Below are 24,505 nucleotides of genomic sequence, written 5' to 3'. Positions count from 1 at the left end.
GTGAACTCGCGAGCCGCAGAACGCCGGGGACGGAACCGGCGGCGCGTCGCCGACCCTTCTTTGGTTAATACCCCCTAGGGGTATACTCTCGACAACGGCGGGCCCCGGCGACGCCGCCCGCCCCAGCCGCCTCTACGAGGAGAACGACATGACCGCTGCAACCGATACCCCGGGCTCCGTCACCACCGTCTACAAGGTGAGCGGCATGAGCTGCGGCCACTGCGAGGGCGCCGTGTCCGGCGAGCTCTCGGAGCTCGCCGGTGTCACCTCGGTGAAGGCCGTCGCCTCGACCGGCGAGGTCACGGTCGTCTCCGCAGCGCCGCTCGACGAGGAGGCCGTGCGCGCGGCGATCGACGAGGCCGGTTTCGAGCTGGCCGGCCGGGCCTGAGCACCTCTTCCCCATCCGAGGCATCCACCGGGCCGTGCCGACCAGCTGATACTGGTTCCGTACGGCCCGGTCCGTTTCCTGGAGTACGGACATGACCAGCACCGCCACCTCCACCTCCGCCGAGTCCGCGATAGCCGCTCCCCCTTCCGAGGTCGAGCTGCTCATCGGCGGGATGACCTGCGCCTCCTGCGCGGCACGCGTGGAGAAGAAGCTCAACCGCATGGACGGCGTCACCGCCACGGTCAACTACGCGACCGAGAAGGCGCGGGTCAGCTACCCGGCCGGCGTCGACGTCGCCGACCTGATCGCGACCGTGGTGAAGACGGGGTACACGGCCGAGGAACCCGCGCCCGAACCCGCCGCGCAGGCCGCCGCCGACGCTCAGCGGGACCCGGAGCTGACGGCCCTGCGCCACCGCCTCCTCGTCAGCGCCCTGCTCGCCGCCCCCGTGGTGCTGCTCGCGATGGTCCCGTCCCTGCAGTTCGACAACTGGCAGTGGCTCTCGCTGACGCTCGCCGCCCCGGCGGTGGTCTGGGGCGGCGCGCCGCTGCACCGGGCGGCCTGGACGAACCTGCGGCACGGCACGGCCACCATGGACACCCTGGTCTCCGTCGGCACGCTGGCCGCGCTCGGCTGGTCGCTGTGGGCGCTGTTCTTCGGCGACGCGGGGATGCCCGGCATGCGGCACCCCTTCGAGCTCACCGTCTCCCGCACGGACGGCGCCTCGACGATCTATCTCGAGGTCGCCGCCGGCGTCACCGCGTTCATCCTGCTCGGCCGCTATCTCGAGGCCCGCTCCAAGCGGCGCGCGGGAGCCGCCCTGCGGGCGCTGATGGAGCTGGGCGCGAAGGAGGTCGCCGTGCTGCGGGGCGGACGCGAGGTGCGGATCCCCGTCGACCGGCTGGCGGTCGGGGACCGGTTCGTCGTGCGGCCCGGGGAGAAGGTCGCCACCGACGGGACGGTCGTGCAGGGGACGTCCGCGGTGGACGCCTCCATGCTGACCGGCGAGTCCGTGCCGGTGGACGTCGCGCCGGGCGACGCCGTCACCGGGGCCACGGTGAACGCCGGCGGCCGGCTGGTCGTCGAGGCGACCCGGATCGGCGCGGACACCCGGCTGGCCCGCATGGCGCAGCTGGTGGAGGAGGCCCAGACCGGCAAGGCCGAGGTGCAGCGGCTGGCCGACCGCATCTCCGGCGTCTTCGTGCCGGCGGTGCTGCTGATCGCGCTCGCCTGCTTCGGAGGCTGGCTCGTGGCCACCGGCGACACGGCGGCCGCGTTCACGGCGGCCGTCGCCGTGCTGATCATCGCCTGCCCCTGTGCGCTCGGCCTCGCCACGCCCACCGCGCTCATGGTGGGCACCGGGCGCGGCGCGCAGCTCGGCATCCTGATCAAGGGTCCGGAGGTCCTGGAGTCCACGCGCCGTGTCGACACCGTCGTCCTCGACAAGACCGGCACCGTGACCACCGGCCGGATGACCCTCCAGGACGTGTACGTCGCCGACGGCGAGGACGAGCGGCTGCTGCTGCGGCTCGCGGGCGCCCTGGAGCACGCCTCGGAGCACCCGGTCGCCCGGGCGGTGGCCGCGGGCGCCGAGGAGCGGGCCGGCGGGCTGCCGGCGGCCGAGCGCTTCGAGAACGTGCCCGGACGGGGCGTACGCGGGCTGGTGGAGGGCCGCGAGGTGGCCGTGGGGCGCCTCTTCGCCTCCCTGCCCGAGGAGTTGGCGCGCGCCAAGGACGAGGCCGAGCGCAACGGCATGACGGCCGTCGTCGCCGGATGGGACGGCGTGGCGCGCGGGGTGCTCGCGGTCGCCGACGCTGTCAAGGAGACCAGTGCCGAGGCGGTGCGGGAACTGCGGGCGCTGGGCCTCACGCCCGTGCTGCTGACCGGGGACAACCGGACGGTCGCCGAGGCCGTCGCGGCGGCCGTCGGGATCGACCGGGTGATCGCCGAGGTGCTACCGGAGGACAAGGTCGACGTGGTGCGGCGACTGCAGGACGAGGGGCGGGTCGTCGCCATGGTCGGGGACGGGGTCAACGACGCCGCCGCCCTCGCCATCGCCGACCTGGGACTGGCCATGGGGACCGGCGCCGACGCGGCGATCGAGGCGAGCGACCTGACGCTGGTGCGCGGCGACCTGCGGGTGGCCGCTGACGCGATCCGGCTGTCCCGGCGGACGCTCGCCACGATCAAGGGCAACCTGGTGTGGGCCTTCGGCTACAACGTGGCGGCGCTGCCGCTGGCCGCGGCGGGCCTGCTGAACCCGATGATCGCGGGGGCGGCGATGGCGTTCTCGTCGGTGTTCGTCGTCACCAACAGCCTGCGGCTGCGGACCTTCCGGTGAGGAACGGACCGTACCGCCGAGTAGGCCCAGGCCTTTCGCCAAGACCCCTGGAGTCCTGCCCGTACCTCACATAAGCTCTTCACAAGGCTCGCGCATCATTCTTACGCTTGGGCCCCGATCGCCGTATCCGTTCTCTTGCGCATTTAACGGACATATGCAAGAGACACAGATCACAGTGATGCGAACGAAACCATCGAAGGGCTTCGAAGGTCTAAGTTGACGATGTCAGGAAGCGTCTTGGGGGGCGTGCCCTGACATCTGAGGATGTCTTGGGGGACTTCCTCAGAGATGCGTTGCCGGGGCACGCACACCGGGAAGCTTTGAGCGGCCCTCCCAGCGTGCGCTGTCCCGGCAGACCGCACACTGCGGTGGTACGAGCAGTTCTGCTCGTTCTGCTCAACCGCAGGCACAACAACCGCATATCGTGACGAAAAACAGCGAATTCAGGCGCTGTCCTCACAACGCCCGGCCGGATCCCGTGGGGGGAATCCGCACCGGGACATGGGAAGGCGCCCTGGTCGTCGGCCCGTGGGGGGACCGGCGCCGGGGCGCCTTCCGTACGCCCACCCCCAGCCCCCCACCTCAGCAGGGGACGCGGCGCACCACCGAACACGGGCCCACCGCCCCACCCCAGGCACGCGGGTCACCTCCGACCGGGCCCACCACCCCCACCCCAGGCACGCGGGTCACCTCCGACCGGGCCCACCACCCCGACTTCAGCCACACGGGCCACCTTCCGACCGGGCCCACCACCCCGACTTCAGGGGCGCGGGGAACTGCGCGACCAGCCCCCACCCACCCGCACCCGACCACGCACCTCCGGGCACCCCACCCCGGCCCCCCGGCCCCCGGCCCCTGGGCTCCCGGGCCAGGACACACGACTGCCCGGGACAAGGGGCCCCGGGCAGTCGAACATCAGGACATCACCAGCGAGGGGCACCCATAAGAACCCACCCCCCGCCGGAGGCGTCAGCGCTGCTCGACCGGAACGAAGTCCCGCTCGACGACGCCGGTGTAGATCTGGCGCGGGCGCCCGATGCGGGAACCCGGCTCCTTGATCATCTCGTGCCACTGGGCGATCCAGCCCGGCAGGCGGCCGAGGGCGAAGAGGACCGTGAACATCTCGGTCGGGAAGCCCATGGCCCGGTAGATGAGGCCGGTGTAGAAGTCGACGTTGGGGTAGAGGTTGCGCGAGACGAAGTAGTCGTCGGAGAGCGCGTGCTCCTCCAGCTTCAGGGCGATGTCCAGCAGCTCGTCGGACTTGCCGAGGGCGGAGAGGACGTCGTGCGCGGCCGCCTTGATGATCTTGGCGCGCGGGTCGAAGGACTTGTACACCCGGTGGCCAAAGCCCATCAGGCGGACGCCGTCCTCCTTGTTCTTCACCTTGCGGATGAAGGAGTCGACGTCGCCGCCGTTGGCCTGGATGCCCTCGAGCATCTCCAGCACGGACTGGTTGGCGCCGCCGTGCAGCGGGCCCCACAGGGCGGAGATGCCGGCCGAGATCGACGCGAACATGTTGGCCTGCGACGAGCCGACCAGGCGGACCGTGGACGTGGAGCAGTTCTGCTCGTGGTCCGCGTGCAGGATCAGCAGCTTGTCGAGCGCGGAGACGACGACCGGGTCGAGCTCGTACTCCTGGGCCGGCACGGAGAACGTCATGCGCAGGAAGTTCTCGACGTAACCGAGGTCGTTGCGCGGGTAGACGAACGGGTGGCCGATCGACTTCTTGTAGGCGTACGCGGCGATCGTCGGAAGCTTGGCGAGCAGCCGGATCGTGGAGAGGTTGCGCTGCTTCTCGTCGAACGGGTTGTGGCTGTCCTGGTAGAACGTCGACAGCGCGGAGACCACCGACGACAGCATGGCCATCGGGTGCGCGTCGCGCGGGAAGCCGCGGTAGAAGTTCTTGACGTCCTCGTGCAGCAGGGTGTGCTGCGTGATGTCGCTCTTGAAGACGGAGAGCTCGTCGACGGTCGGCAGCTCGCCGTTGATCAGGAGGTACGCGACCTCGAGGAAGGTCGACCGCTCGGCCAGCTGCTCGATCGGGTAGCCGCGGTACCGGAGGATGCCCTGCTCGCCGTCGAGGTAGGTGATGGCGGATTTATAGGCGGCGGTGTTGCCGTAGCCGCTGTCCAGGGTCACCAGACCGGTCTGGGCGCGGAGCTTCCCGATGTCGAAGCCCATGTCGCCGACGGTGCTGTCGATCACCGGGTAGGTGTACTCGCCGTCGCCGTACCGCAGTACTACAGAGTTGTCGCTCACGTCATCCCTCACCGACGTTGTGCCTCTTCTTCGAGGTTGCCCTGACTGTCTCTACCATCCCCCATTTGGCGCACGAGAGTGCACTCGGGGTCGACCATTGGGCTTATTGACGGCACTCAGTGCCGCCAACTAGCTCATCCTGCCGCCTCGGTCACGGTTGGGGAAGTGCTCTGTGACCTTCGTGACTCATTTGATCGATCATTTTTTCCCGCCTCCGCGCCGCCCCCGGGACATCTCAGGTCAGCGGCCCGCGAGCCGGAAGTCCAGGGCCGTGCAGCGGCGGCCCGCCGACACCGTGCGCACCGCCTGGCCGATCGCCTTGCGGGATCCGACGAGGACGACCAGCTTTTTCGCGCGGGTGACGGCCGTATACAAAAGATTCCGCTGCAGCATCATCCATGCTCCGGTGGTGACGGGGATCACCACCGCGGGATATTCACTTCCCTGGGACCGGTGGATGGTCACCGCGTACGCGTGGGCCAGCTCGTCCAGCTCGTCGAAGTCGTACGGAACCTCCTCGTCCTCGTCGGTCAGCACCGTGAGCCGCTGGTCGACCGGATCGAGCGAGGTCACCACGCCCACAGTGCCGTTGAAGACACCGTTCTTCCCCTTGTCGTAATTGTTGCGGATCTGGGTGACCTTGTCGCCGACACGGAAGACCCGGCCGCCGAAGCGCTTCTCGGGCACGTCGGGGCGGCCCGGTGTGACGGCCTGCTGGAGAAGAGCGTTGAGGGCGCCCGCACCGGCCGGACCGCGGTGCATGGGCGCGAGCACCTGCACGTCCCGGCGCGGGTCCAGGCCGAACTTGGCCGGGATGCGCCGGGCCGCCACGTCCACCGTGAGACGGCCGGCCTCCTCGGTCTCGTCCTCGACGAAGAGGAAGAAGTCCTTCATGCCGTCGGTGACCGGGTGCTGCCCGGCGTTGATCCGGTGCGCGTTGGTCACCACTCCCGACTGCTGCGCCTGGCGGAACACGCGCGTGAGCCGCACCGCCGGGACCGGGCTGTCGTCGGCCAGCAGATCGCGCAGCACCTCGCCCGCGCCGACGCTGGGCAGCTGGTCGACGTCCCCGACGAAGAGCAGGTGCGCGCCCGGCGGCACGGCCTTGACCAGCTTGTTGGCGAGGAGCAGATCCAGCATCGACGCCTCGTCGACGACCACCAGATCGGCGTCCAGCGGACGGTCGCGGTCGTAGGCCGCGTCACCGCCGGGCTTGAGCTCCAGCAGGCGGTGGACGGTGGACGCCTCCGCGCCGGTCAGCTCGGCGAGCCGCTTGGCGGCACGACCGGTGGGCGCCGCGAGCACGACCTTCGCCTTCCTCGCGCGGGCCAGCTCCACGATCGAGCGGACGGTGAAGGACTTGCCGCAACCGGGGCCGCCGGTCAGCACGGCCACCTTCTCCGTCAACGCCAGCTTGACGGCCGCCTCCTGCTCGGGCGCCAGCTCCGCCCGCGTACGGGACCTCAGCCACGCAAGCGCCTTGTCCCACGACACGTCACGGAAGGCCGGCATCCGGTCCTCGTCGGTGCGCAGCAGCCGCAACAGCTGGGCGGAGAGGGAGAGTTCGGCCCGGTGGAAGGGGACCAGGTAGACGGCCGTGACCGGCTCCGCCGCGCCGTCCGGGCCGGGGACCCGCTCGCGGACGACGCCCGGGTCCTCGCCCTCCTGCACGGGCTCCGCGAGGGCGGCGAGGCATTCGATGACGAGACCGGTGTCGACCTGGAGCAGCTTGACGGCGTCGGCGATCAGCCGCTCCTCGGGGAGGTAGCAGTGGCCCTGGTCGGTGGCCTGGGACAGCGCGTACTGGAGGCCCGCCTTGACCCGCTCCGGGCTGTCGTGCGGGATGCCGACCGACTGGGCGATCCTGTCGGCGGTGAGGAAGCCGATGCCCCAGACGTCGGCGGCGAGCCGGTAGGGCTGGTCGCGCACCACGGAGATCGAGGCGTCGCCGTACTTCTTGTAGATGCGGACCGCGATGGAGGTGGACACCTCGACGGTCTGCAGGAAGAGCATGACCTCCTTGATCGCCTTCTGTTCCTCCCAGGCGTCGGCGATCTTCCTGGTGCGCTTGGGGCCGAGACCGGGGACCTCGACGAGCCGCTTCGGCTCCTCTTCGATGATCTTCAGGGTGTCCGCGCCGAAGTGCTGGGTGATGCGGTCGGCGAAGACCGGACCGATGCCCTTGACCAGGCCCGATCCCAGATAGCGGCGGATGCCCTGGACGGTGGCGGGCAGCACGGTCGTGTAGTTCTCGACGGTGAACTGCTTGCCGTACTGCGGGTGGGAGCCCCAACGGCCCTCCATGCGCAGGGACTCGCCGACCTGGGCGCCGAGGAGCGCGCCCACGACCGTGAGGAGGTCGCCCGCGCCCCGGCCGGTGTCGACGCGGGCGACCGTGTAGCCGTTCTCCTCGTTGGCGTACGTGATGCGCTCGAGCACGCCTTCCAGCGTGGCCGTCCGCCGCTCGCCCGCCGCCTGGGCGGCCCCCGTCTGTTGGGACATGAACCGACCGTACCGCCCGGCACCGACAGCCCGGCCCGGTACCGCCCGGCCGCCCGGGCGGATCAGTTCTGCGTGATCGTCACACAGGTGCCGACGACATAGCCGGTGACACCGCTCCTGGTGACCTTGACCCACCGCTTGCTGACGATGCCGCACTTCTCGTACGCGGTGCTGACGTAGTACATCGTGCAGTCCGCGGGCGCGCTCTGGCCCTTGTTGAGCTGCGCGAGGGCCGTGCCGCCGGTGCTCTTCGTGGCGCGGATGACGACCGTCTCGTCGGCCTTGGCCGTGCAGCCCGCCGCGGACGCGGGGGCCGCGGCGACGATCGTGGTCCCGAGTCCCAGGGCCGCGGCCCCGATCGTCGCTCCGAGTATCCGACCTGCTCGCATGTTCACTACTCCCCTGTCGGCTGGCGCGGGCATGCCACCCGCGTAGGACAGGGGGCAGCCTAGGACAGCCTCCGTGCGCGCCCCACGGCCCTCGGGGGGCCGCACATCACGATCCGGTTGCGGGATGGGGCGGAGGGGTTGATTCCGGGTCGTGTAATCGATTCCATTCCTCCGTACACGTCGATGTAATCGATTCCATGCACTGATTCACGCACCGATCACGATGTGTCCCCACGAACCCGACCCGAGTCCACGAGGAGGTGGCACGGCGATGGCGAGCATCAAGGACGTCGCTGCCGAGGCGGGGGTATCCGTCGCCACGGTGTCCCGCGTCCTGAACGACCATCCGTCGGTCAGCGCGGACGCACGCACGCGCGTGCTGGCCGCCGTCCAGACGCTCGGCTACCGCCCGAACGCGGTGGCCCGGTCGCTGCGCACCGACCAGACCCACACCCTCGGGCTGGTCATCAGCGACGTGATGAACCCCTACTTCACCGAACTGGCCCGCTCGGTGGAGGAGGCGGCCCGCGCGCTCGGCTACAGCGTCATCATCGGCAACGCCGACGAGCGGCCCGACCTCCAGGACCACCATGTGCGCAACCTGCTGGACCGCCGCATCGACGGGCTCCTCGTCTCCCCCACCGACGGCGGCTCGCCGCTGATGCTGGACGCCGCGCTCGGGGGAACCCCGATGGTGTTCGTCGACCGGTGGATCCCGGGCGTCGACGTGCCCGTGGTGCGGGCGGACGGAGGGTCCGCCGTGCGCGACCTCGTGCGGCATCTGCACGGGCTCGGACACCGGCGGCTCGCCATCATCGCGGGCCCGGCGGCCACCACCACCGGCAGCGAGCGCGTCGACGCGTTCCGGGCCGCCCTGGCCGAGTACGGCTTGCCCCTCCCCGACGCCTACATCGGGCAGGGCGACTTCAAGGCGGAGAGCGGGCGGCGGGTCACCGAGGGCTTCCTCGACCTGCCCGAGCCACCCGATGTCGTGTTCGCCACCGACAACCTGATGGCGCTGGGCGCGCTGGACGCCGTACGCGCGCGCGGGCTGCGCGTTCCGGACGACGTGGCGCTCGCCGCGTTCGACGACATCCCGTGGTTCGTGCACACCGACCCGCCGGTCACCGCCATCGCCCAGCCGACCGGAGAACTCGGACGGGCCGCCGTGCGGGCGCTCGTCGACCGCATCGAGGGGCGGCCCCCGCAGTCCGTCACGCTGCCGGCCCGGCTCGTGGTGCGCCGCTCGTGCGGTGAGCCCGCCTCCCAGGAGCCGCCCGCCCGGGAGGAGTTCCCCGCCCCCCAGGAGCCGTCCCCCGTAACGAACAGGAGCCAGACGTGAGCGACCCGGACGAGTTGCTGCGCATCGAGGGCATACGCAAGACCTTCCCCGGCGTGGTCGCGCTCGACAGCGTCGACTTCGACCTGCGGCGGGGCGAGGTGCATGTGCTGCTCGGCGAGAACGGCGCGGGCAAGAGCACCCTCATCAAGATGCTCTCCGGCGCCTACCGGCCTGACGCCGGGCGGATCCTGGCGGGCGGCGAGGAGGTGCGCATCCACGGCGCCCAGGACGCCGAACGGCTCGGGATCGCCACCATCTACCAGGAGTTCAACCTCGTCCCCGATCTGACGGTCGCCGAGAACATCTTCCTGGGACGGCAGCCGCGCCGGTTCGGGATGATCGACCGGAAGAAGATGGAGGCGGACGCCGCCGTCCTGCTGGAGAGGGTCGGGGTGAACGTGTCGCCCCGCGCGCGCGTGCGGGAACTCGGCATCGCCCGGCTGCAGATGGTCGAGATCGCCAAGGCACTCAGCCTGGACGCGCGCGTGCTGATCATGGACGAGCCGACCGCCGTGCTGACCTCCGAGGAGGTCGAAAAGCTCTTCGCCATCGTGCGCAGGCTGCGCGAGGACGGCGTCGGCATCGTGTTCATCACGCACCACCTGGAGGAGATCGCCGCCCTCGGCGACCGGGTCACGGTCCTCCGGGACGGGAAGTCGGTCGGCCAGGCGGCCGCCTCGACGCCCGAGGACGAGCTCGTCCGGCTCATGGTGGGCCGTTCCATCGAGCAGCAGTACCCGAGGCAGCGCGCCGAGACGGGGGCCGCGCTGCTGTCCGTCGAGGGGCTGACCCGGGACGGCGTCTTCCACGACGTCAGCTTCGAGGTGCACGCCGGTGAGGTCGTCGGCATCGCCGGGCTGGTCGGCGCCGGACGCACCGAGGTCGTGCGGGCCGTCTTCGGAGCGGACCCGTACGACGGGGGAGCCGTGCGGGTCGACGGCGCGACGCTGCCGCGGCACGACGTGAACGCCGCGATGGCCGCCGGAATCGGGCTGGTGCCCGAGGACCGCAAGGGCCAGGGGCTGGTGCTCGACCAGTCGGTCGAGGAAAACCTCGGGCTCGTCACCATGCGGGCCGCGACCCGCGGCGGGCTGGTGGACCTCAAAAGCCTGCACGAGGCGGCGGCGCGGATCGCCGGGCAGCTCGGCGTGCGGATGGCCGGGCTCGGCCAGCAGGTGCGCACCCTGTCCGGCGGCAACCAGCAGAAGGTCGTCATCGGCAAGTGGCTGCTGGCCGACACCAGGGTGTTGATCCTCGACGAGCCGACGCGCGGCATCGACGTCGGCGCGAAGGTCGAGATCTACCAGCTGATCAACGAGCTGACGGCCGCCGGGGCCGCCGTCCTGATGATCTCCAGCGACCTGCCCGAGGTGCTCGGAATGAGCGACCGCGTGCTGGTGATGGCCCAGGGCCGGATCGCCGGCCGGCTCTCCGCCGAGGAGGCCACGCAGGACGCCGTCATGGCCCTCGCGGTCAGCGTTCCCGCGGCGGCCGGCGCGTCCGCCGTCCCCGGCTCCCCCTCGACCGGCCCCCTCTCGACCGGCTCTCTTTCCACCGACCCCCTCCCCACCGACTCTTCCCCTACCACCGAACCGGAGGCCGGCCGTGGCCGCTGACACGCATCTGAGCTCGACGGGCGCCGGTGGCGGCGCCGCGGCGGTCCGCCGTCTGCTCCTCGACAACGGCGCGCTCACCGCGCTGATCGTCCTCGTCATCGCCATGTCGGCGCTGTCGGGCGACTTCCTGACCACGGACAACCTCCTCAACGTGGGCGTCCAGGCGGCCGTGACCGCCATCCTCGCGTTCGGCGTGACCTTCGTGATCGTCGCGGCGGGCATCGACCTGTCGGTCGGCTCGGTGGCGGCGCTGTCGGCCACCGTGCTCGCCTGGAGCGCGACCCAGCACGGTGTGCCGGTGGTCCCGGCGGTGGCGCTGGCCCTCGTCACCGGCATCGCGGCCGGTCTGGTGAACGGTTTCCTCATCGCGTACGGCAAACTGCCGCCGTTCATCGCGACGCTCGCGATGCTGTCCGTGGCGCGCGGTCTGTCGCTGGTGATCTCCGAGGGCTCCCCGATCGCCTTCCCCGACTCGGTCTCGCACCTCGGCGACACCCTCGGCGGCTGGCTGCCGGCGCCGGTGCTCGTCATGATCGTGATGGGTCTGCTCGCCGCGTTCGTGCTCGGCCGCACGTACATCGGGCGTTCGATGTACGCGATCGGCGGCAACGAGGAGGCGGCCCGGCTGTCGGGTCTGCGGGTGAAGAAGCAGAAGCTCGCGATCTACGCGCTGTCCGGGGTGTTCGCAGCCGTTGCGGGCGTCGTGCTCGCCGCCCGGCTGTCCTCGGCGCAGCCTCAGGCCGCCGACGGCTACGAGCTGGACGCGATCGCCGCGGTCGTCATCGGCGGCGCATCCCTCGCGGGCGGCACGGGCAAGGCGTCCGGCACGCTGATCGGCGCGCTGATCCTCGCGGTGCTGCGCAACGGCCTGAACCTGCTGTCCGTCTCCGCGTTCTGGCAGCAGGTCGTCATCGGCGTGGTCATCGCGCTGGCGGTGCTGCTCGACACCGTCCGCCGCAAGGCGGGCGCGACCCCGGTGGCCGCCGGAACCGGTGCGGGCGGGAGCAGGGGCCGGCAGGCGGCGACGTACGGACTCGCGGCGGTCGTCACCGTGGCGATCGTGGGCGCGACCTCGTTCCTGCACGGCGGCGGTTCGTCGACCGCGAACCCGCGGATCGGTCTGGCGCTGTCCACCCTGAACAACCCGTTCTTCGTGCAGATCCAGTCCGGCGCGAAGGCCGAGGCGAAGAAGCTGGGCGTCGACCTGACGGTCACCGACGCGCAGAACGACGCCTCGCAGCAGGCCAACCAGCTGCAGAACTTCACCAGTTCGGGCCTCGACTCGATCATCGTCAACCCGGTGGACTCGGATGCGGCCGGCAACTCGGTGAAGGCCGCCGACAAGGCGAAGATCCCGGTCATCGCGGTCGACCGGGGCGTCAACAAGGCCACGGTGGACGCGCTGGTCGCCTCCGACAACGTGGCGGGCGGCGAGCTGGCCGCGAAGACGGTCGCCGAGAAGCTGGGCGGCACGGGCAGGATCGTGATCCTGCAGGGCCAGGCCGGCACGTCGGCGGCCAGGGAGCGGGCGGAGGGCTTCGCCAAGGGGCTGAAGGCCTACCCGGGCATCCAGGTGCTCGCCCAGCAGCCGGCCGACTTCGACCGCACCAAGGGTCTCGACGTGATGTCGAACCTGCTCCAGGCGCACCCGGACGTCCAGGGCGTCATCGCCGCCAACGACGAGATGGCGCTCGGCGCGATCAAGGCGCTCGGCGCGAAGGCCGGCACGTCGGTCCAGGTCGTCGGCTTCGACGGAACTCCGGACGGGCTGAAGGCCGTTGAACAGGGCACGCTGTACGCGTCCGTGGCGCAGCAGCCGTCGCAGCTCGGGAAGATCGCCGTGGACAACGCGGTGCGGGCGCTACAGGGCAAGAAGGTCGAGGAGACGGTGAAGGTGCCGGTGAAGGTGGTCACGAAGGAGAACGTGGCCGGCTTCAGCGGCTGACACCGAGCACGAAGGCGGGCGGTCCCCCTTTCCGGGACCGCCCGCCTCACGTCACGTTTCAGGGGAGTTCTTCCATGTACGACTACGACCTCCTGGTCGTGGGGTCGGCCAACGCCGACCTGGTGATCGACGTCGAGCGCAGGCCGGCGGCCGGGGAGACGGTGCTCGGTTCCGACCTGGCCGTCCACCCCGGCGGCAAGGGCGCCAACCAGGCCGTCGCCGCGGCCCGCCTCGGCGCGCGCACGGCCCTGCTGGCCCGGGTCGGCGACGACGCGCACGGCCGGCTGCTGCTCGACTCGCAGCGGGCGGCCGGGGTCGACACGGCGGGCGTCCTGGTGGGCGGGGCGCCCACCGGCGTCGCGCTGATCACCGTGGACCCGTCGGGCGACAACAGCATCGTGGTGTCGCCCGGCGCGAACGGGCGGCTGACCCCACAGGACGTGCAGGCCGCGACCGGACTCCTCGGCAGCTCCCGGGTGGTCTCGGCGCAGCTGGAGATCCCGCTGGAGACGGTCGTGGCGGTGGCGGCGGCCCTGGCGCCGGGCAGCCTCTTCGTGCTGAACCCCTCCCCGCCGCGTCCGCTGCCCGCCGTGCTGCTCGCGGCCTGCGACACGCTGATCGTCAACGAGCACGAGGCGAAGGTGCTCCTCGGCGAGGCCGCCGCCGGCGAGTCGCCCGAGGGATGGGCCCGACTGCTGCTCGCGAAGGGACCGAGGTCGGTGGTGGTGACGCTGGGGGCGCAGGGCGCGCTGGTGGCGTCGGCGGACGGCGGCGTCGAGCGGGTGGCGCCGGTGAAGGTGGACGCCGTCGACACGACGGGTGCGGGCGACTCCTTCACTGCGGCGCTGGCGTGGAAGCTGGGCACCGGCGCGTCCCTGGCCGAGGCCGCGGCGTACGCGGCGCGGGTCGGGGCGGTCGCCGTGACCCGGCGGGGCGCGCAGGAGTCGTTCCCGACGGCGGACGAGGTCGAGGCGCTCGCTTCCGGGGACGGTGACGTCCGGTGAAGAAGGCCGGGATCCTCAACCGTCATCTCGCCGGGGCGCTGGCCGAGTTGGGGCACGGCGACGGGGTGCTGGTGTGCGACGCCGGCATGCCGATACCGGACGGGCCCCGGGTCGTCGACCTGGCCTTCCGGGCGGGGGTGCCGTCGTTCGCGGAGGTGCTCGACGGGCTGCTGGACGAGCTGGTCGTGGAGGGGGCGACGGCGGCGGAGGAGGTCCGGGACGCGAACCCGGCGGCGGCCGGACTGCTGGCGGGCCGCTTCCGGGCGCTGTCGTACGTCTCGCACGAGGAGCTGAAGGAGCTGTCGGCCGGAGCCCGGCTGGTGGTGCGCACGGGCGAGGCCCGGCCGTACGCGAACGTGCTGCTCCGGTGCGGGGTGTTCTTCTGAAATCCGTCCACGGCGGCCCGCCGGCCGGCGGGAAAAGCTTCGAGGGGGTCTGGTCTGTCGACCAGGCCCCCTCGGCTTCTCCCCTCCGTATCAGAACCCCCGCGATCCCCCCGGATCCCCCTCCAGAAGCCCTGATGCCGTGTACGACACGCGTCCGGCGGCAACGGTTGCACGGCTTCCGGAAAATTTCTGACAACGCGTGCGACGCCCACAGCGGTGCGAACAGCGGAGCGAACAGAACAGGCCGAAGGCACATGCCAGACGCATCAAACACCTGCCGGGCTCATTGCATCACTTGTAATGAACCGCGCTGGTCAAACGGGTGATCCGGGCAAATCGCCCCCCATGATGTGGTCGTCCACCACCCCTCTCCCAAGGAGAAGAACGATCATGTCGGAGACAGCCGAGCCCAACGTCGGCGCCTTCACCCTCGGCGCCGCCGTCACCGCCGCACCCGCCAGCCCGGTCGCGGTACCGGACCACGAGGACTGGCCCCTGCCGAACGGCTTCGCCTGGATCTTCCGGGGCGAGGGCAACACCACCCCCGGCAATCTCGTCCGTCCCGTGATCATGGCCGACGGCTTCAACCTCGGCCGCAGCGAGCTCGACAAGCTGTACCAAGGGCTGGAGGGCGGCTACCCCTTCATCAGCGAACTGCGCCGACGCGGCAGGGACGTGATCCTGCTCGGGTTCGAGGAGCGGTCCGCGTCGATCCTGGAAAACGCGGAAGCCGCCATCGCCGCCATCATGCGGGCCAACGCCGAGAAGCAGGGCGACGCCCCTCTGGTCGTCGGCGGGTTCAGCATGGGCGGCATCGTCACCCGTTACGCGCTGGCCAAGCTCGAGACGCAGCGGATGCACCACCAGACCGCGCTGTACTTCTCGTACGACAGCCCGCACCGCGGCGCCTCCATCCCCATCGGCGTGCAGGCGTTCTCGTACTTCATCCCGTTCGCCAACGACTTCGCGAAGCAGATGGACAGCCCGGCGGCCCGTCAGATGCTGTGGCGCCACTACGACAAGGACACCGGGAAGATCGGCGTCGCCCCGGAGCGCACCGAGTTCCTGGCGGCGCTCGACCGGGTGGGCGGCTGGCCGCGGATCCCGCGCACGATCGCCATCGCCAACGGACGCGGCGACGGGATCGGCCTGCCGGACGTCGCGCCCGGTGACATCGCGCTGCGGATCGACCGGATCTACCCGGGCACCACCTTCTACACACAGGCCCAGGGCGACGACGTGACGGTCGCCTACCTGAACCGGCGCTTCCCCAAAGCCGACGACACCATCACCACCGACGGCTTCCCGGAGCTGGACGGCGCGCCCGGCGGCACCCTGCACACGTACAAGATCCTCGCCGACGCGATGGAGAAGCTCGGCGGCACGGTGGACCTGCGGCACGAGGAGGTCTGTTTCGTGCCGTCGGTGAGCGCGGTCGCCATCCGTGACTTCGAGACGCAGGCGGACCTGTACGCGAAGGTCGACGAACTGTCCCCGGACGACAGCGAGCTGGACGAATTCGTCTGTTCGTCGGCGACCACGCCGCACACCGGGATCACCGAGGAGCTGTGCACCTGGCTGCTGGACCGCCTGCCCGACTGATCCGCCACGTCACGCCCTGACGTCACCGGGGCCGCCCACCGCTCACACCGGCGGGGGCGGCCCCTTCGTCACTCCCGGAGCCGGCGGCACTAGGCAGGCGGCGCGGGCGCCCCGGGGGCGGGCGGCAGGGGGTCGGAGACGAACCAGCCACGTTGCGGAACGGCGTACACCCAGCCTTCGTCCGCCAGCAGGCCGAGTCCTCGCCGCACGGTCGTCCTCGCGATGCCGTACCTCTGCACGAGCTGAGCTTCGCTCGGCAGCATCCGCCCGGGCTGCCAGTCGCCGCGCCGGATCTGCGCCCGCAGAATCTCGGCGAGCTGCCGGTACGGGGTCAGCGGCGCTCCATGGTCGATCTCAGCGTCGGGATTCATAGAGTCGACGCTAGGCAATGGGAGTGTTATCCACACTTTGGGATACGTCTCGCTACGAAGCGATACAAGCCGATACGATGAGGATCGCCCAATGAAAGCGCCCCGGCGGGAAGGGTCAGAGCTTCCGTGCCGGGGCTCAGCCGACCCAAGGAGTCGACCTGTGCGCAGCCTACTTGCCGCGATCCTGAGCCTGTTCCTGCCGCCCCGAGGAGCGCACCGCGCACCCGGCGGGCCTGCGTTCCGGACCGCCCCGCCGTGCGTTCCCCCGTGCCCGGCGCGACCGTGCCCCGGTGACGTGATCCTCGTCGACGGTCTGCCGCTGGTCAGGCCGTACCTCGCCGTCTGGGAACGCGAACGCGACGCCCTGGACCGCGGGCGTGAGCAGCGGGAACGGCGGCGCGCGGCGGTCCTCGCCACCCTCGGACAGGACTACGTCCCGGCAGAGGTCGCCGCGTGAGCGCGCGGCGCTTCCGCAGCGTCGGCGTCGACCCCGCCACCGGCAAGGAGGCGTTCGTGCTCACGCGACCCGGCGGTGTGCTGGAGGAACTGGCCGACGCGCACGCGCTGAAGGCCTCCGCCGTCCTGGTGACGGTCGTCGGGGCCGTGCTGAAGGCCGGCAGGTCGTCCGACGCCGAACTCGCCGCGTTCGTACCGTCGCTGCACGCCGCGCTCGAGGAATGCGTCGGCATCATGGCGGCGGACAGGGAGCGCTGACGGGGAAGAGCCTGCGGGCACCGCACGTCCCAGCGGCCGTCGCACGGCACCCGCGGCAAGGCACCGTCCCCTGACGGCCGCTTCTGGTACCGAAAACTCGCACCACTACTGGTACCGTTTTCTTGTACCGGCATGAGAAGAGGAGTCCACGATGTCGATAAGTGCCAGCGAGGCGAGGAAGACCCTGTTCCCTCTCATCGAGCAGGTCAACAACGACCACACCGTCGTGGAGATCACCTCCAGGTCGGGCGACGCGGTACTGATGTCCGCCGATGACTACCGGGCATGGCAGGAAACCGTGTACCTCCTGCGGTCCCCCGCCAACGCGGCGCGCCTGATGAGGGCGGTCGCAGCCTACAAAGCCGGGGAATCCGTCGAGAAGACCGTCGACGAGCTGTACGCCGCGGCGGAGGGCGAGGGGTGAGAGACATCCGCTTCACTCCCGACGGATGGGACGACTTCGCGTATTGGGCGACGACCGATCCGAAGACGTGCCGCCGTCTGGCGAAGGTGATCGACGACTGCCGACGCGATCCCTTCGCCGGGATCGGCAAGCCGGAGCCCCTGAGGGGCGAGCTGTCAGGGTTCTGGTCCCGCCGGATCAACGACGAGCACCGTCTGGTGTACGCCGTGGAGGACAAGGCCGTCGTGGCCCTCAAGGCCCGGTACCACTACGGCTGACCGCTCGCCGCAGCGACACGAGCGGCCCTCGGGCCGTCCCGGACCCGGTGGGCCGTGTGGTCCGGGACGGTGATCCCTCTGGTGACGGGGGGCTACCGGTTCACATGCGCCAGGAACCGCTCCGCCGTCTCCGTCAGGACCTCGCGGCCGTCCCGCGCCCACAGGCCGTCGTTGAACAGCTCGACCTCGATCGCGCCCGTGTAACCGGCCGCCTCCACGTAGCCCTGCCACTCACGCATGTCGATCGCGCCGTCGCCGATCTGGCCGCGGCCGGTCAGCACGCCCTCGGGCAGCGGCGTCGTCCAGTCGGCGAGCTGGAAGGTGTGGATGCGGCCGCCCGCACCTGCCCGGGCGATCTGTGCGGGCGCCTGGTCGTCCCACCAGATGTGGTACGTGTCGACCGTGACGCCGACCTGGTGGGCCGGGAAGCGTTCGGCCAGGTCGAGGGCCTGGGCGAGCGTCGAGACCACACAGCGGTCGGCGGCGTACATGGGGTGCAGCGGTTCGATGGCCAGCTTCACCCCGTGCTCCTCGGCGTACGGGCCGAGTTCGGCGAGGGCGTCCGCGATGCGTTCACGGGCGCCGTGCAGGTCCTTGGACCCGGCGGGCAGGCCTCCGGACACCAGGACGAGCACCTCGGTGCCGAGGGCCGCCGCCTCGTCGACCGCCCGGCGGTTGTCGGCGAGGGCCGCCGCCCGCGCGTCCGGGTCGATCGCGGTCAGGAAGCCGCCGCGGCACAGGGTCGTCACCGTCAGGCCCGCGTCGCTGACCAGCTTCGCGGTCGCCTCCACGCCGTAGGTCTGCACCGGCTCGCGCCACAGGCCGACGTTCGTCACGCCCAGGTCACCGCAGGCGGCGACCAGTTCGGGCAGCGACAGCTGCTTCACCGTCATCTGGTTGATGGAGAAGCGGGTCAGATCCGGGTCGCTCACTGGGACACTCCGTACAGGGCGAGCAGGTTCCTCATCCGCTCCTCGGCCAGCTTCGGGTCGGGGAACAGGCCCAGACCGTCGGCGAGTTCGTAGGCGCGGGCGAAGTGCGGGAGGGAACGGGCCGACTGCAGGCCGCCGACCATCGTGAAGTGCGACTGGTGTCCCGCCAGCCAGGCCAGGAACACCACGCCCGTCTTGTAGAAGCGGGTGGGGGTCTGGAAGAGGTGGCGGGAGAGTTCGACCGTCGGGTCCAGCAACGAACGGAAACCCGTTACGTTCCCCGTGTCGAGGACGCGGACCGCCTCCGCCGCCAAGGGGCCGAGCGGGTCGAAGATGCCGAGGAGGGCGTGGCTGAAACCTTGCTCGTCGCCCGCGATCAGCTCCGGGTAGTTGAAGTCGTCGCCGGTGTAGCAGCGCACTCCCTGCGGCAGCCTGCGCCGGATGTCGATCTCGCGTCCGGCGTCCAGCAGCGAGACCTTGATGCCCTCCACCTTGTCGGGGTGGGCGGCGATGACCTCGAGGAAGGTGTCCGTGGCCGCGTCCAGGTCGGACGAGCCCCAGTAGCCGTCCAGCGCCGGGTCGAACATCGGGCCCAGCCAGTGCAGGATCACCGGCTCGGAGGCCTGGCGCAGCAGGTGGCCGTAGACGTCCAGGTAGTCCTCGGGGCCCGTCGCCGCCGCGGCCAGGGCGCGCGAGGCCATCAGGATGGAGCGCGCGCCGCAGGCCTCGACGAGGGCGAGCTGCTCCTCGTAGGCCGCGCGGACCTCGGCGAGCGTCCCGCCGGCGGTGAGCTGGTCGGTGCCGACGCCGCAGGCGATGCGCCCGCCGACGGCCTTGGCCTCGGCGGCGGAGCGGCGGATCAGTTCGGCCGCGCCCGCCCAGTCCAGGCCCATGCCGCGCTGGGCGGTGTCCATCGCCTCGGCGACGCCGAGCCCGTGGAACCACAGGTGGCGGCGGAAGGCGAGGGTGGCGTCCCAGTCGACCGCGGCGGGCGAGTCCGGCGAGACGTCCGCGAAGGGGTCGGCGACGACGTGCGCCGCCGAGTAGACCGTCCGGGAGGTGAAGGGCGCGCCGGCGGTGAGGGCGAGCGGCTCGGTGCGGGGTTCGTAGGTCCGCAGGGCGCCGCTCGCGTCGGGCAGCTGGAGGGTCACAGCGTGACCTCCGGGACCTCGAGGCGGCGGCCCTCGGCGGAGGACTTCAGGCCGAGCTCGGCGAGCTGGACGCCGCGGGCGCCGGCCAGCAGGTCCCAGTGGTAGGGGGCGTCGGCGTAGACGTGCTTGAGGAACAGCTCCCACTGGGCCTTGAAGCCGTTGTCGAACTCGCCGTTGTCGGGGACCTCCTGCCACTGGTCGCGGAAGACCTCGGTGGCGGGGATGTCGGGGTTCCAGACCGGCTTGGGGGTCGCGGAGCGGTGCTGGACGCGGCAGTTGCGCAGTCCGGCGACGGCCGAGCCCTCGGTGCCGTCGACCTGGAACTCGACGAGCTCGTCGCGGTTCACTCGGACGGCCCAGGAGGAGTTGATCTGCGCGACGGCCCCGCCGTCGAGCTCGAAGACGCCGTAGGCGGCGTCGTCGGCGGTGGCGTCGTAGGGCTTGCCCTGCTCGTCCCAGCGCTGCGGGACGTGGGTGGCGGTGAGCGCCTGGACGGACTTCACGCGGCCGAACAGCTCGTGCAGGACGTACTCCCAGTGCGGGAACATGTCGACGACGATGCCGCCGCCGTCCTCCGCGCGGTAGTTCCAGGACGGGCGCTGGGCGGCCTGCCAGTCGCCCTCGAAGACCCAGTAGCCGAACTCGCCGCGGATGGAGAGGATCCGGCCGAAGAAGCCGCCGTCGATGAGGCGCTTGAGCTTGAGCAGGCCCGGCAGGAACAGCTTGTCCTGGACGACGCCGTGCTTGACGCCCGCGGCGGTGGCCAGCCGGGCCAGCTCCAGGGCCCCGGCGAGGCCGGTGGCGGTGGGCTTCTCGGTGTAGATGTGCTTGCCGGCGGCGACCGCCTTCCTGATCGCCTCCTCGCGGGCGGAGGTGACCTGGGCGTCGAAGTAGATCTCGACGGTCGGGTCGGCGAGGACCGCGTCGAGGTCGGTGGAGACGTTCCGCGGGTCCAGGCCGTGCTGCTCGGCGAGGGCCCTCAGGGCGTGTTCCCGGCGACCGACGAGGACCGGCTCCGGCCACAGCACGGTGCCGTCGCCGAGGTCGAGGCCGCCCTGTTCGCGGAGGGCCAGGATGGAGCGGACCAGGTGCTGGCGGTAGCCCATGCGCCCGGTCACGCCGTTCATGGCGATACGCACCGTCTTGCGTGTCACGTCGATCCCTTCGTAGGCGTCGTGCGCAGCGTGCCTGCGCGTTCCGTACGCGGTTGTGCGCGCCGCGTACGCCTCATTCCTGATCAGCGTTACAGCAAGCGCTTTCTATACAGGAAGAAGCTAGCCTCTGACCGGTGGTCCGGACAAGACCGTGTCCATCCCGAGTTGTTCGAGGGGGCGAACAACAGGGGTTCCGGGCCGTAAGGTCTGCTCGACACGCCCGGAACCGCGCTCATCACACCGCGGTCCACCAGGGCGGATGACGACGTACGACGAGATGCGTGACCGGAGGACTGACGAGATGACGGTGACCCTGGCGGACGTGGCGGCCCGCGCGCAGGTCTCGCCCGCGACGGTGTCGCGCGTGCTGAACGGCAACTACCCCGTCGCCGCTTCCACCCGGGATCGGGTGCTGCGAGCGGTCGACGAGCTGGACTACGTGCTGAACGGACCGGCGAGCGCGCTGGCGGCCGCGACCTCCGACCTCGTGGGCATCCTGGTGAACGACATCGCGGACCCGTTCTTCGGGATCATGGCGAGCGCGATCCAGTCGGAGATCGGGGGGCCGGGCGGCCGGGCCGGCGGCGAACGGCTCGCGGTGGTCTGCAACACCGGCGGCTCGCCCGAACGCGAGCTGACCTATCTGACGCTGCTCCAGCGGCAGCGGGCCGCGGCCGTCGTGCTGACCGGCGGGGCCGTGGAGAACGAGCCGCACGCGACGGCGGTCGCGGCCAAGCTGCGCAAGCTCGGCGAGGCGGGCACCCGCGTGGTGCTGTGCGGGCGCCCGCCGGCGCCGGACACCACGGCGATCGCGCTGACCTTCGACAACCGCGGCGGCGGGCGGGAGCTGACCGAGCACCTCCTCGGCCTCGGACACCGGCGGCTCGGCTACATCGCCGGGCCCGAGGAGCGCACGACCACCCGGCACCGGCTGGAGGGCCACCGCGAGGCGCTGGCCGCGGCCGGCGTCGAGGAGGACCCGCGCTGGACCGTGCACGGGCCCTACGACCGGCGGGCCGGCTACGAGGCGACGCTGGAACTGCTGCGCCGGGACCCGTCCCTGACGGCCGTGGTGGCGGCCAACGACTCCGTCGCCCTAGGCGCCTGCGCCGCCCTGCGCGACTCGGGCCTGCGCATCCCGGACGACGTCTCGGTGGCCGGCTTCGACGACCTGCCCTTCAGCATCGACGTGGTGCCGTCCCTGACGACCGTGCGGCTGCCGCTGGCCGAGGCGGGAGCACGGGCGGGCCGCATCGCCATGGGCCGCGAGGAGCCGCCGCCCGGCGGGATCGCCATGGTGCGGGGCGAGTTGATGGTGCGGGGGTCCTCGGGGGCGCCCAGAGGCTGACGCCGCCTCCGACTCACCGGCGGACCGGGTTCGGGATGCCGTGCGGAAACGGCGGTCCGTCGGACGTCAGATTTCGCGGCGGCCCGGCGCGACGGCCGGTCTCGACGTCGGTTCGCGGCGGCCGGTCGGGGGACAGCACGCGACGGCCGGCCGGGCGGGGCGGCAGAACGCGTCGGCCGGGCGCGACGGCAGCACACGGCGGCCGGGCGCGACGGCAGCACACGGCGGCCGGGCGCGAGGGCCGGACGTGGCGGCCGGGCGCGACGGCCGGGCGCGGCGGCAGCACACGGCAGCCGGGCGCGACGGCCGGACGTGGCGGCCGGGCGCGACGGCCGGGCGCGGCGGCCGGGCGCGACGGCCGGTCGGGGCGGCCGGTCGGGGCGGCCGGTCGGGGCGGCCGGGCGTGACGGCAGCACGCGGCAGCCGGGCGCGAGGGCCGGACGGGGCGGCCGGGCGCGACGGCCGGTCGGGGCGGCAGCACACGGCAGCCGGGCGCGAGGGCCGGACGTGATGGCCGGGCGCGACGGCAGTGCGCGACGGCCGGTCGGGGCGGCAGCACACGGCGGCCGGGCGCGACGGCCGGACGTGGCGGCCGGGCGCGGCGGCCAGCACGCGGCGGCCGGGCGTGATGGCCGGTCTCGACGTTAGTTCGCGGCGGCCGGGCGGGGCGCAGTACGCGGACGGCCGGTCTCGACGTCGGTTCGCGGCGGCCGGGCGGGGATGGCAGTTCGCGGCGGCTGAGCAGCGGGCGTCGTGTCGGGGTTCTGGGCGGTCGGCCGGGAGGCGGGCCGCTCGCAGGCGCGCTGCGCGCGGGCGTCGGCCCCACCGGGCGGCCTGGTCGGCCGCTGCCTGCGGGCTACGACTCCGGGGTGGTCACGCGACCGCGAATCCGTCCGGCACGGCCACGCCCTGGTCGTTGGCCGCGACGACCACGTCCTGCACCACACCGGAGCTGTGCTCCGTCTGCGACAGCAGATCGAAGATCGTGGCACCGGTCGCCGCGAGGAGACACCCGGCGACGGCACCGGCGTACGCCGCGGCCGTCACGGCGGCCGCTTCCGCGGCGACGCCGCCGAACCCGGCGAATCCGGCCGCCTCCAAGGCCGCCAGCGTGATCTCCATTCCCCCCGCCGCCTCCGCCGCGTGGTGGACCTCTTCGAGGAACTCGAGAACCTCTCCGGCGGACTCCAGGGCCTGTGCCGGCGTCGGCAGTCCGGAGCTGTGCATGCAGAACGTGAACTCACCGTCAAAGCTCATGGCCTCTCCCTCTTTCGCCCTCGCCCGATCGCGTCACGGCGCGGCGCGGCGCGTCACGGCGCAAGGGTCACTGGGTGGTGGCGCACACGAGCACGAGGGGCGTTGCCGCACGAGGGTTCGACGCAAGGGCAGGGTGACGATCCCGGCGTCCTTCTCCAGACGCAGCACCCGCGATCGACCCGGTGTGCTCGCATACGGATGCGATCCCAGGATCGCCCGGTCGATACCGTCCCGCAATTCAGCGATCTTCCGCCCCACTGGACCCGCGCCACCGCCCGGGTGAGAGTGGGGGCATGAAGCTCGCCTTCTCCACCCTCGGTGTCCCCGGTCTGCCCCTTCCCCAGGTGCTGCGGCTCGCGGTCGCGCACGGCTATCACGGCGTGGAACTGCGCGCCCATCCCGAGGAGCCGGTCCATCCGGGGCTGAGTCCCGACGAGCGGTCCGAGGCGGCCGCCGCGTTCAAGGCGGCCGGCGTCGAGGTGCTGGGCCTCGCCGGTTACGCACGGGTCGCCGCGCCGGGCGACGACGAGGCCGTCATCGAGGAGGTTCGCGCCCTCGCCGGACTCGCGCGCGACCTCGGGGCGCCCTTCGTCCGTGTCTTCCCCGGCGGCGCCGACGGTCAGTCCCCCGCCGAGGCCGACGCCGTCGCCGCCCGACGGCTCGCCGTCGCCGCCGAGTTCGCCGCCGACCTCGGCGTGCGGGTCCTGCTGGAGACCCACGACTCCCATCGCACGGGCGCGGACGCCACCCGCGTGCTCGGCCTCGTCGGACACCGGCAGGTCGGCGCGCTGTGGGACGTGATGCACACCTGGCTGGGCGGCGAGCAGCCGCAGGACACGTACGCGGCGCTCGGCCCGTACCTCGGCTACGTACAGGTCAAGGACATCGCGTCGGCCGACGACACGACCCCGCTGGCGCTGGGCGCCGGAGTGCTGCCGCTCGGCGAGTGCGTGGAGGTGCTGACGCGCCACGAGTGGGACGGCTGGCTGTGCTGGGAGTACGAGAAACGCTGGTACGAGGCCGCCGCCCCGCTGGAGACACTCCTCGACACCGGACGCGAACACCTCGGACGGCTGCTGAACGACTCGGCGTGAGGCCGGGCCGAGGGCAGGGCCGCCCCGGG

Annotated in this window: 22 protein-coding genes; 14 read left to right on the top strand and 8 right to left on the bottom strand. The window is 71.8% G+C overall.

The features are described from left to right. Nucleotides 1–148 precede the first annotated feature (148 nt). The gene (locus ACH4ZA_RS18685) at nucleotides 149–388 is read left to right on the top strand and encodes a cation transporter (protein WP_319278296.1); all 240 of its coding nucleotides are present in this window, start codon (nucleotides 149–151) and stop codon (nucleotides 386–388) included. Between the two features lie 91 nt (nucleotides 389–479). After that, the gene (locus ACH4ZA_RS18680) at nucleotides 480–2,729 is read left to right on the top strand and encodes a heavy metal translocating P-type ATPase (RefSeq protein WP_398430389.1); all 2,250 of its coding nucleotides are present in this window, start codon (nucleotides 480–482) and stop codon (nucleotides 2,727–2,729) included. A gap of 969 nt (nucleotides 2,730–3,698) precedes the next feature. Here ACH4ZA_RS18680 and ACH4ZA_RS18675 read toward each other — a convergent pair. The 3 genes from ACH4ZA_RS18675 to ACH4ZA_RS18665 form a co-directional block, all read right to left on the bottom strand. Then, complete coding sequence (locus ACH4ZA_RS18675) at nucleotides 3,699–4,988, bottom strand: citrate synthase (protein ID WP_057574563.1); 1,290 nt, start codon at nucleotides 4,986–4,988, stop codon at nucleotides 3,699–3,701. A gap of 240 nt (nucleotides 4,989–5,228) precedes the next feature. Continuing rightward, nucleotides 5,229–7,490 carry an ATP-dependent RecD-like DNA helicase gene (locus ACH4ZA_RS18670; protein ID WP_398430387.1) on the bottom strand — a complete coding sequence of 754 codons (2,262 nt, stop codon included), beginning with the start codon at nucleotides 7,488–7,490 and terminating at the stop codon, nucleotides 5,229–5,231. A 62-nt stretch (nucleotides 7,491–7,552) separates the two neighbouring features. Then, nucleotides 7,553–7,879: a hypothetical protein gene (locus tag ACH4ZA_RS18665; protein WP_319278292.1), complete on the bottom strand. Its 327-nt coding sequence runs from the start codon at nucleotides 7,877–7,879 to the stop codon at nucleotides 7,553–7,555. A 271-nt stretch (nucleotides 7,880–8,150) separates the two neighbouring features. Here ACH4ZA_RS18665 and ACH4ZA_RS18660 point away from each other — a divergent pair, with 271 nt between their 5' ends. From ACH4ZA_RS18660 to ACH4ZA_RS18635, 6 genes are all read left to right on the top strand, one after another. Continuing rightward, nucleotides 8,151–9,221 (top strand): LacI family DNA-binding transcriptional regulator, encoded by a 1,071-nt coding sequence (locus ACH4ZA_RS18660; protein ID WP_398430385.1) that lies wholly within the window; start codon nucleotides 8,151–8,153, stop codon nucleotides 9,219–9,221. Continuing rightward, the gene (locus ACH4ZA_RS18655; RefSeq protein ID WP_398430383.1) at nucleotides 9,218–10,837 is read left to right on the top strand and encodes a sugar ABC transporter ATP-binding protein; all 1,620 of its coding nucleotides are present in this window, start codon (nucleotides 9,218–9,220) and stop codon (nucleotides 10,835–10,837) included. The genes ACH4ZA_RS18660 and ACH4ZA_RS18655 overlap by 4 nt, the downstream gene beginning before the upstream one ends. Next, entirely contained in the window at nucleotides 10,827–12,782 is a 1,956-nt protein-coding gene (locus ACH4ZA_RS18650; RefSeq protein WP_319278287.1) for a substrate-binding domain-containing protein, read from the top strand. The genes ACH4ZA_RS18655 and ACH4ZA_RS18650 overlap by 11 nt, the downstream gene beginning before the upstream one ends. A 74-nt stretch (nucleotides 12,783–12,856) precedes the next feature. Beyond that, entirely contained in the window at nucleotides 12,857–13,786 is a 930-nt protein-coding gene (locus ACH4ZA_RS18645; protein ID WP_398430380.1) for a ribokinase, read from the top strand. Beyond that, complete coding sequence (rbsD, locus tag ACH4ZA_RS18640; protein ID WP_319278284.1) at nucleotides 13,783–14,172, top strand: D-ribose pyranase; 390 nt, start codon at nucleotides 13,783–13,785, stop codon at nucleotides 14,170–14,172. Before ACH4ZA_RS18645 ends, rbsD begins: the two co-directional genes overlap by 4 nt. Nucleotides 14,173–14,562: 390 nt before the next feature. Continuing rightward, nucleotides 14,563–15,774, top strand: a complete 1,212-nt coding sequence (locus tag ACH4ZA_RS18635) for a hypothetical protein (RefSeq protein ID WP_398430378.1) — start codon at nucleotides 14,563–14,565, stop codon at nucleotides 15,772–15,774. An 89-nt stretch (nucleotides 15,775–15,863) separates the two neighbouring features. On the opposite strand, the gene ACH4ZA_RS18630 is transcribed toward ACH4ZA_RS18635, so the two are convergent. Further along, a complete protein-coding gene (locus ACH4ZA_RS18630; protein ID WP_398430376.1) occupies nucleotides 15,864–16,145 on the bottom strand; it encodes a GntR family transcriptional regulator in 282 nt (93 codons plus the stop codon). 295 nt (nucleotides 16,146–16,440) lie between these two features. Between ACH4ZA_RS18630 and ACH4ZA_RS18625 the strand changes: the two genes are divergently transcribed. The 4 genes from ACH4ZA_RS18625 to ACH4ZA_RS18610 all read left to right on the top strand — a co-directional run bounded on the left by ACH4ZA_RS18625 (nucleotide 16,441) and on the right by ACH4ZA_RS18610 (nucleotide 17,540). Continuing rightward, on the top strand, nucleotides 16,441–16,602 hold the full coding sequence (locus tag ACH4ZA_RS18625; RefSeq protein WP_319278276.1) for a hypothetical protein: 162 nt from the start codon (nucleotides 16,441–16,443) through the stop codon (nucleotides 16,600–16,602). After that, nucleotides 16,599–16,859, top strand: coding sequence for a hypothetical protein (locus ACH4ZA_RS18620; protein WP_319278274.1), 261 nt, complete (start codon nucleotides 16,599–16,601; stop codon nucleotides 16,857–16,859). Before ACH4ZA_RS18625 ends, ACH4ZA_RS18620 begins: the two co-directional genes overlap by 4 nt. Nucleotides 16,860–17,010: 151 nt before the next feature. Continuing rightward, entirely contained in the window at nucleotides 17,011–17,283 is a 273-nt protein-coding gene (locus tag ACH4ZA_RS18615; protein WP_398430372.1) for a type II toxin-antitoxin system Phd/YefM family antitoxin, read from the top strand. Continuing rightward, nucleotides 17,280–17,540 carry a Txe/YoeB family addiction module toxin gene (locus tag ACH4ZA_RS18610; RefSeq protein WP_398430370.1) on the top strand — a complete coding sequence of 87 codons (261 nt, stop codon included), beginning with the start codon at nucleotides 17,280–17,282 and terminating at the stop codon, nucleotides 17,538–17,540. The genes ACH4ZA_RS18615 and ACH4ZA_RS18610 overlap by 4 nt, the downstream gene beginning before the upstream one ends. A gap of 92 nt (nucleotides 17,541–17,632) precedes the next feature. Here the strand turns inward: ACH4ZA_RS18610 and ACH4ZA_RS18605 are convergent, their stop codons facing one another. From ACH4ZA_RS18605 to ACH4ZA_RS18595, 3 genes are read right to left on the bottom strand one after another with little or no spacing between them, the layout of a single operon-like run. Further along, nucleotides 17,633–18,472 (bottom strand): sugar phosphate isomerase/epimerase, encoded by an 840-nt coding sequence (locus tag ACH4ZA_RS18605; protein WP_057574548.1) that lies wholly within the window; start codon nucleotides 18,470–18,472, stop codon nucleotides 17,633–17,635. Beyond that, a complete protein-coding gene (locus ACH4ZA_RS18600; protein WP_398430368.1) occupies nucleotides 18,469–19,623 on the bottom strand; it encodes a dihydrodipicolinate synthase family protein in 1,155 nt (384 codons plus the stop codon). The genes ACH4ZA_RS18605 and ACH4ZA_RS18600 overlap by 4 nt, the downstream gene beginning before the upstream one ends. Next, the gene (locus ACH4ZA_RS18595) at nucleotides 19,620–20,777 is read right to left on the bottom strand and encodes a Gfo/Idh/MocA family oxidoreductase (RefSeq protein ID WP_319278269.1); all 1,158 of its coding nucleotides are present in this window, start codon (nucleotides 20,775–20,777) and stop codon (nucleotides 19,620–19,622) included. The genes ACH4ZA_RS18600 and ACH4ZA_RS18595 overlap by 4 nt, the downstream gene beginning before the upstream one ends. 157 nt (nucleotides 20,778–20,934) lie before the next feature. Here ACH4ZA_RS18595 and ACH4ZA_RS18590 point away from each other — a divergent pair, with 157 nt between their 5' ends. Beyond that, complete coding sequence (locus ACH4ZA_RS18590; RefSeq protein ID WP_398430475.1) at nucleotides 20,935–22,125, top strand: LacI family DNA-binding transcriptional regulator; 1,191 nt, start codon at nucleotides 20,935–20,937, stop codon at nucleotides 22,123–22,125. An 873-nt stretch (nucleotides 22,126–22,998) separates the two neighbouring features. On the opposite strand, the gene ACH4ZA_RS18585 is transcribed toward ACH4ZA_RS18590, so the two are convergent. Continuing rightward, a complete protein-coding gene (locus tag ACH4ZA_RS18585; protein ID WP_398430366.1) occupies nucleotides 22,999–23,382 on the bottom strand; it encodes a hypothetical protein in 384 nt (127 codons plus the stop codon). A 293-nt stretch (nucleotides 23,383–23,675) separates the two neighbouring features. Between ACH4ZA_RS18585 and ACH4ZA_RS18580 the strand changes: the two genes are divergently transcribed. Beyond that, the gene (locus ACH4ZA_RS18580) at nucleotides 23,676–24,476 is read left to right on the top strand and encodes a sugar phosphate isomerase/epimerase family protein (protein WP_319282064.1); all 801 of its coding nucleotides are present in this window, start codon (nucleotides 23,676–23,678) and stop codon (nucleotides 24,474–24,476) included. Nucleotides 24,477–24,505 lie beyond the last annotated feature (29 nt).

It is taken from the genome of Streptomyces sp. NPDC020597 (assembly GCF_044335095.1).
GTDB lineage: Bacteria > Actinomycetota > Actinomycetes > Streptomycetales > Streptomycetaceae > Streptomyces.
Note: the sequence above shows the minus strand (reverse complement) of the source record. Positions and strands in the feature narration are given on the sequence as shown.

Excerpts from the sequence above, each read along its gene's own strand:
- ACH4ZA_RS18685 (WP_319278296.1), top strand. The coding sequence starts at position 149 with ATGACCGCTGCAACCGATACCCCGGGCTCCGTCACCACCGTCTACAAG.
- ACH4ZA_RS18680 (WP_398430389.1), top strand. The coding sequence starts at position 480 with ATGACCAGCACCGCCACCTCCACCTCCGCCGAGTCCGCGATAGCCGCT.
- ACH4ZA_RS18670 (WP_398430387.1), bottom strand. The coding sequence starts at position 7,490 with ATGTCCCAACAGACGGGGGCCGCCCAGGCGGCGGGCGAGCGGCGGACG.
- ACH4ZA_RS18665 (WP_319278292.1), bottom strand. The coding sequence starts at position 7,879 with ATGCGAGCAGGTCGGATACTCGGAGCGACGATCGGGGCCGCGGCCCTG.
- ACH4ZA_RS18660 (WP_398430385.1), top strand. The coding sequence starts at position 8,151 with ATGGCGAGCATCAAGGACGTCGCTGCCGAGGCGGGGGTATCCGTCGCC.
- ACH4ZA_RS18645 (WP_398430380.1), top strand. The coding sequence starts at position 12,857 with ATGTACGACTACGACCTCCTGGTCGTGGGGTCGGCCAACGCCGACCTG.
- ACH4ZA_RS18635 (WP_398430378.1), top strand. The coding sequence starts at position 14,563 with ATGTCGGAGACAGCCGAGCCCAACGTCGGCGCCTTCACCCTCGGCGCC.
- ACH4ZA_RS18630 (WP_398430376.1), bottom strand. The coding sequence starts at position 16,145 with ATGAATCCCGACGCTGAGATCGACCATGGAGCGCCGCTGACCCCGTAC.
- ACH4ZA_RS18615 (WP_398430372.1), top strand. The coding sequence starts at position 17,011 with ATGTCGATAAGTGCCAGCGAGGCGAGGAAGACCCTGTTCCCTCTCATC.
- ACH4ZA_RS18585 (WP_398430366.1), bottom strand. The coding sequence starts at position 23,382 with ATGAGCTTTGACGGTGAGTTCACGTTCTGCATGCACAGCTCCGGACTG.
- ACH4ZA_RS18580 (WP_319282064.1), top strand. The coding sequence starts at position 23,676 with ATGAAGCTCGCCTTCTCCACCCTCGGTGTCCCCGGTCTGCCCCTTCCC.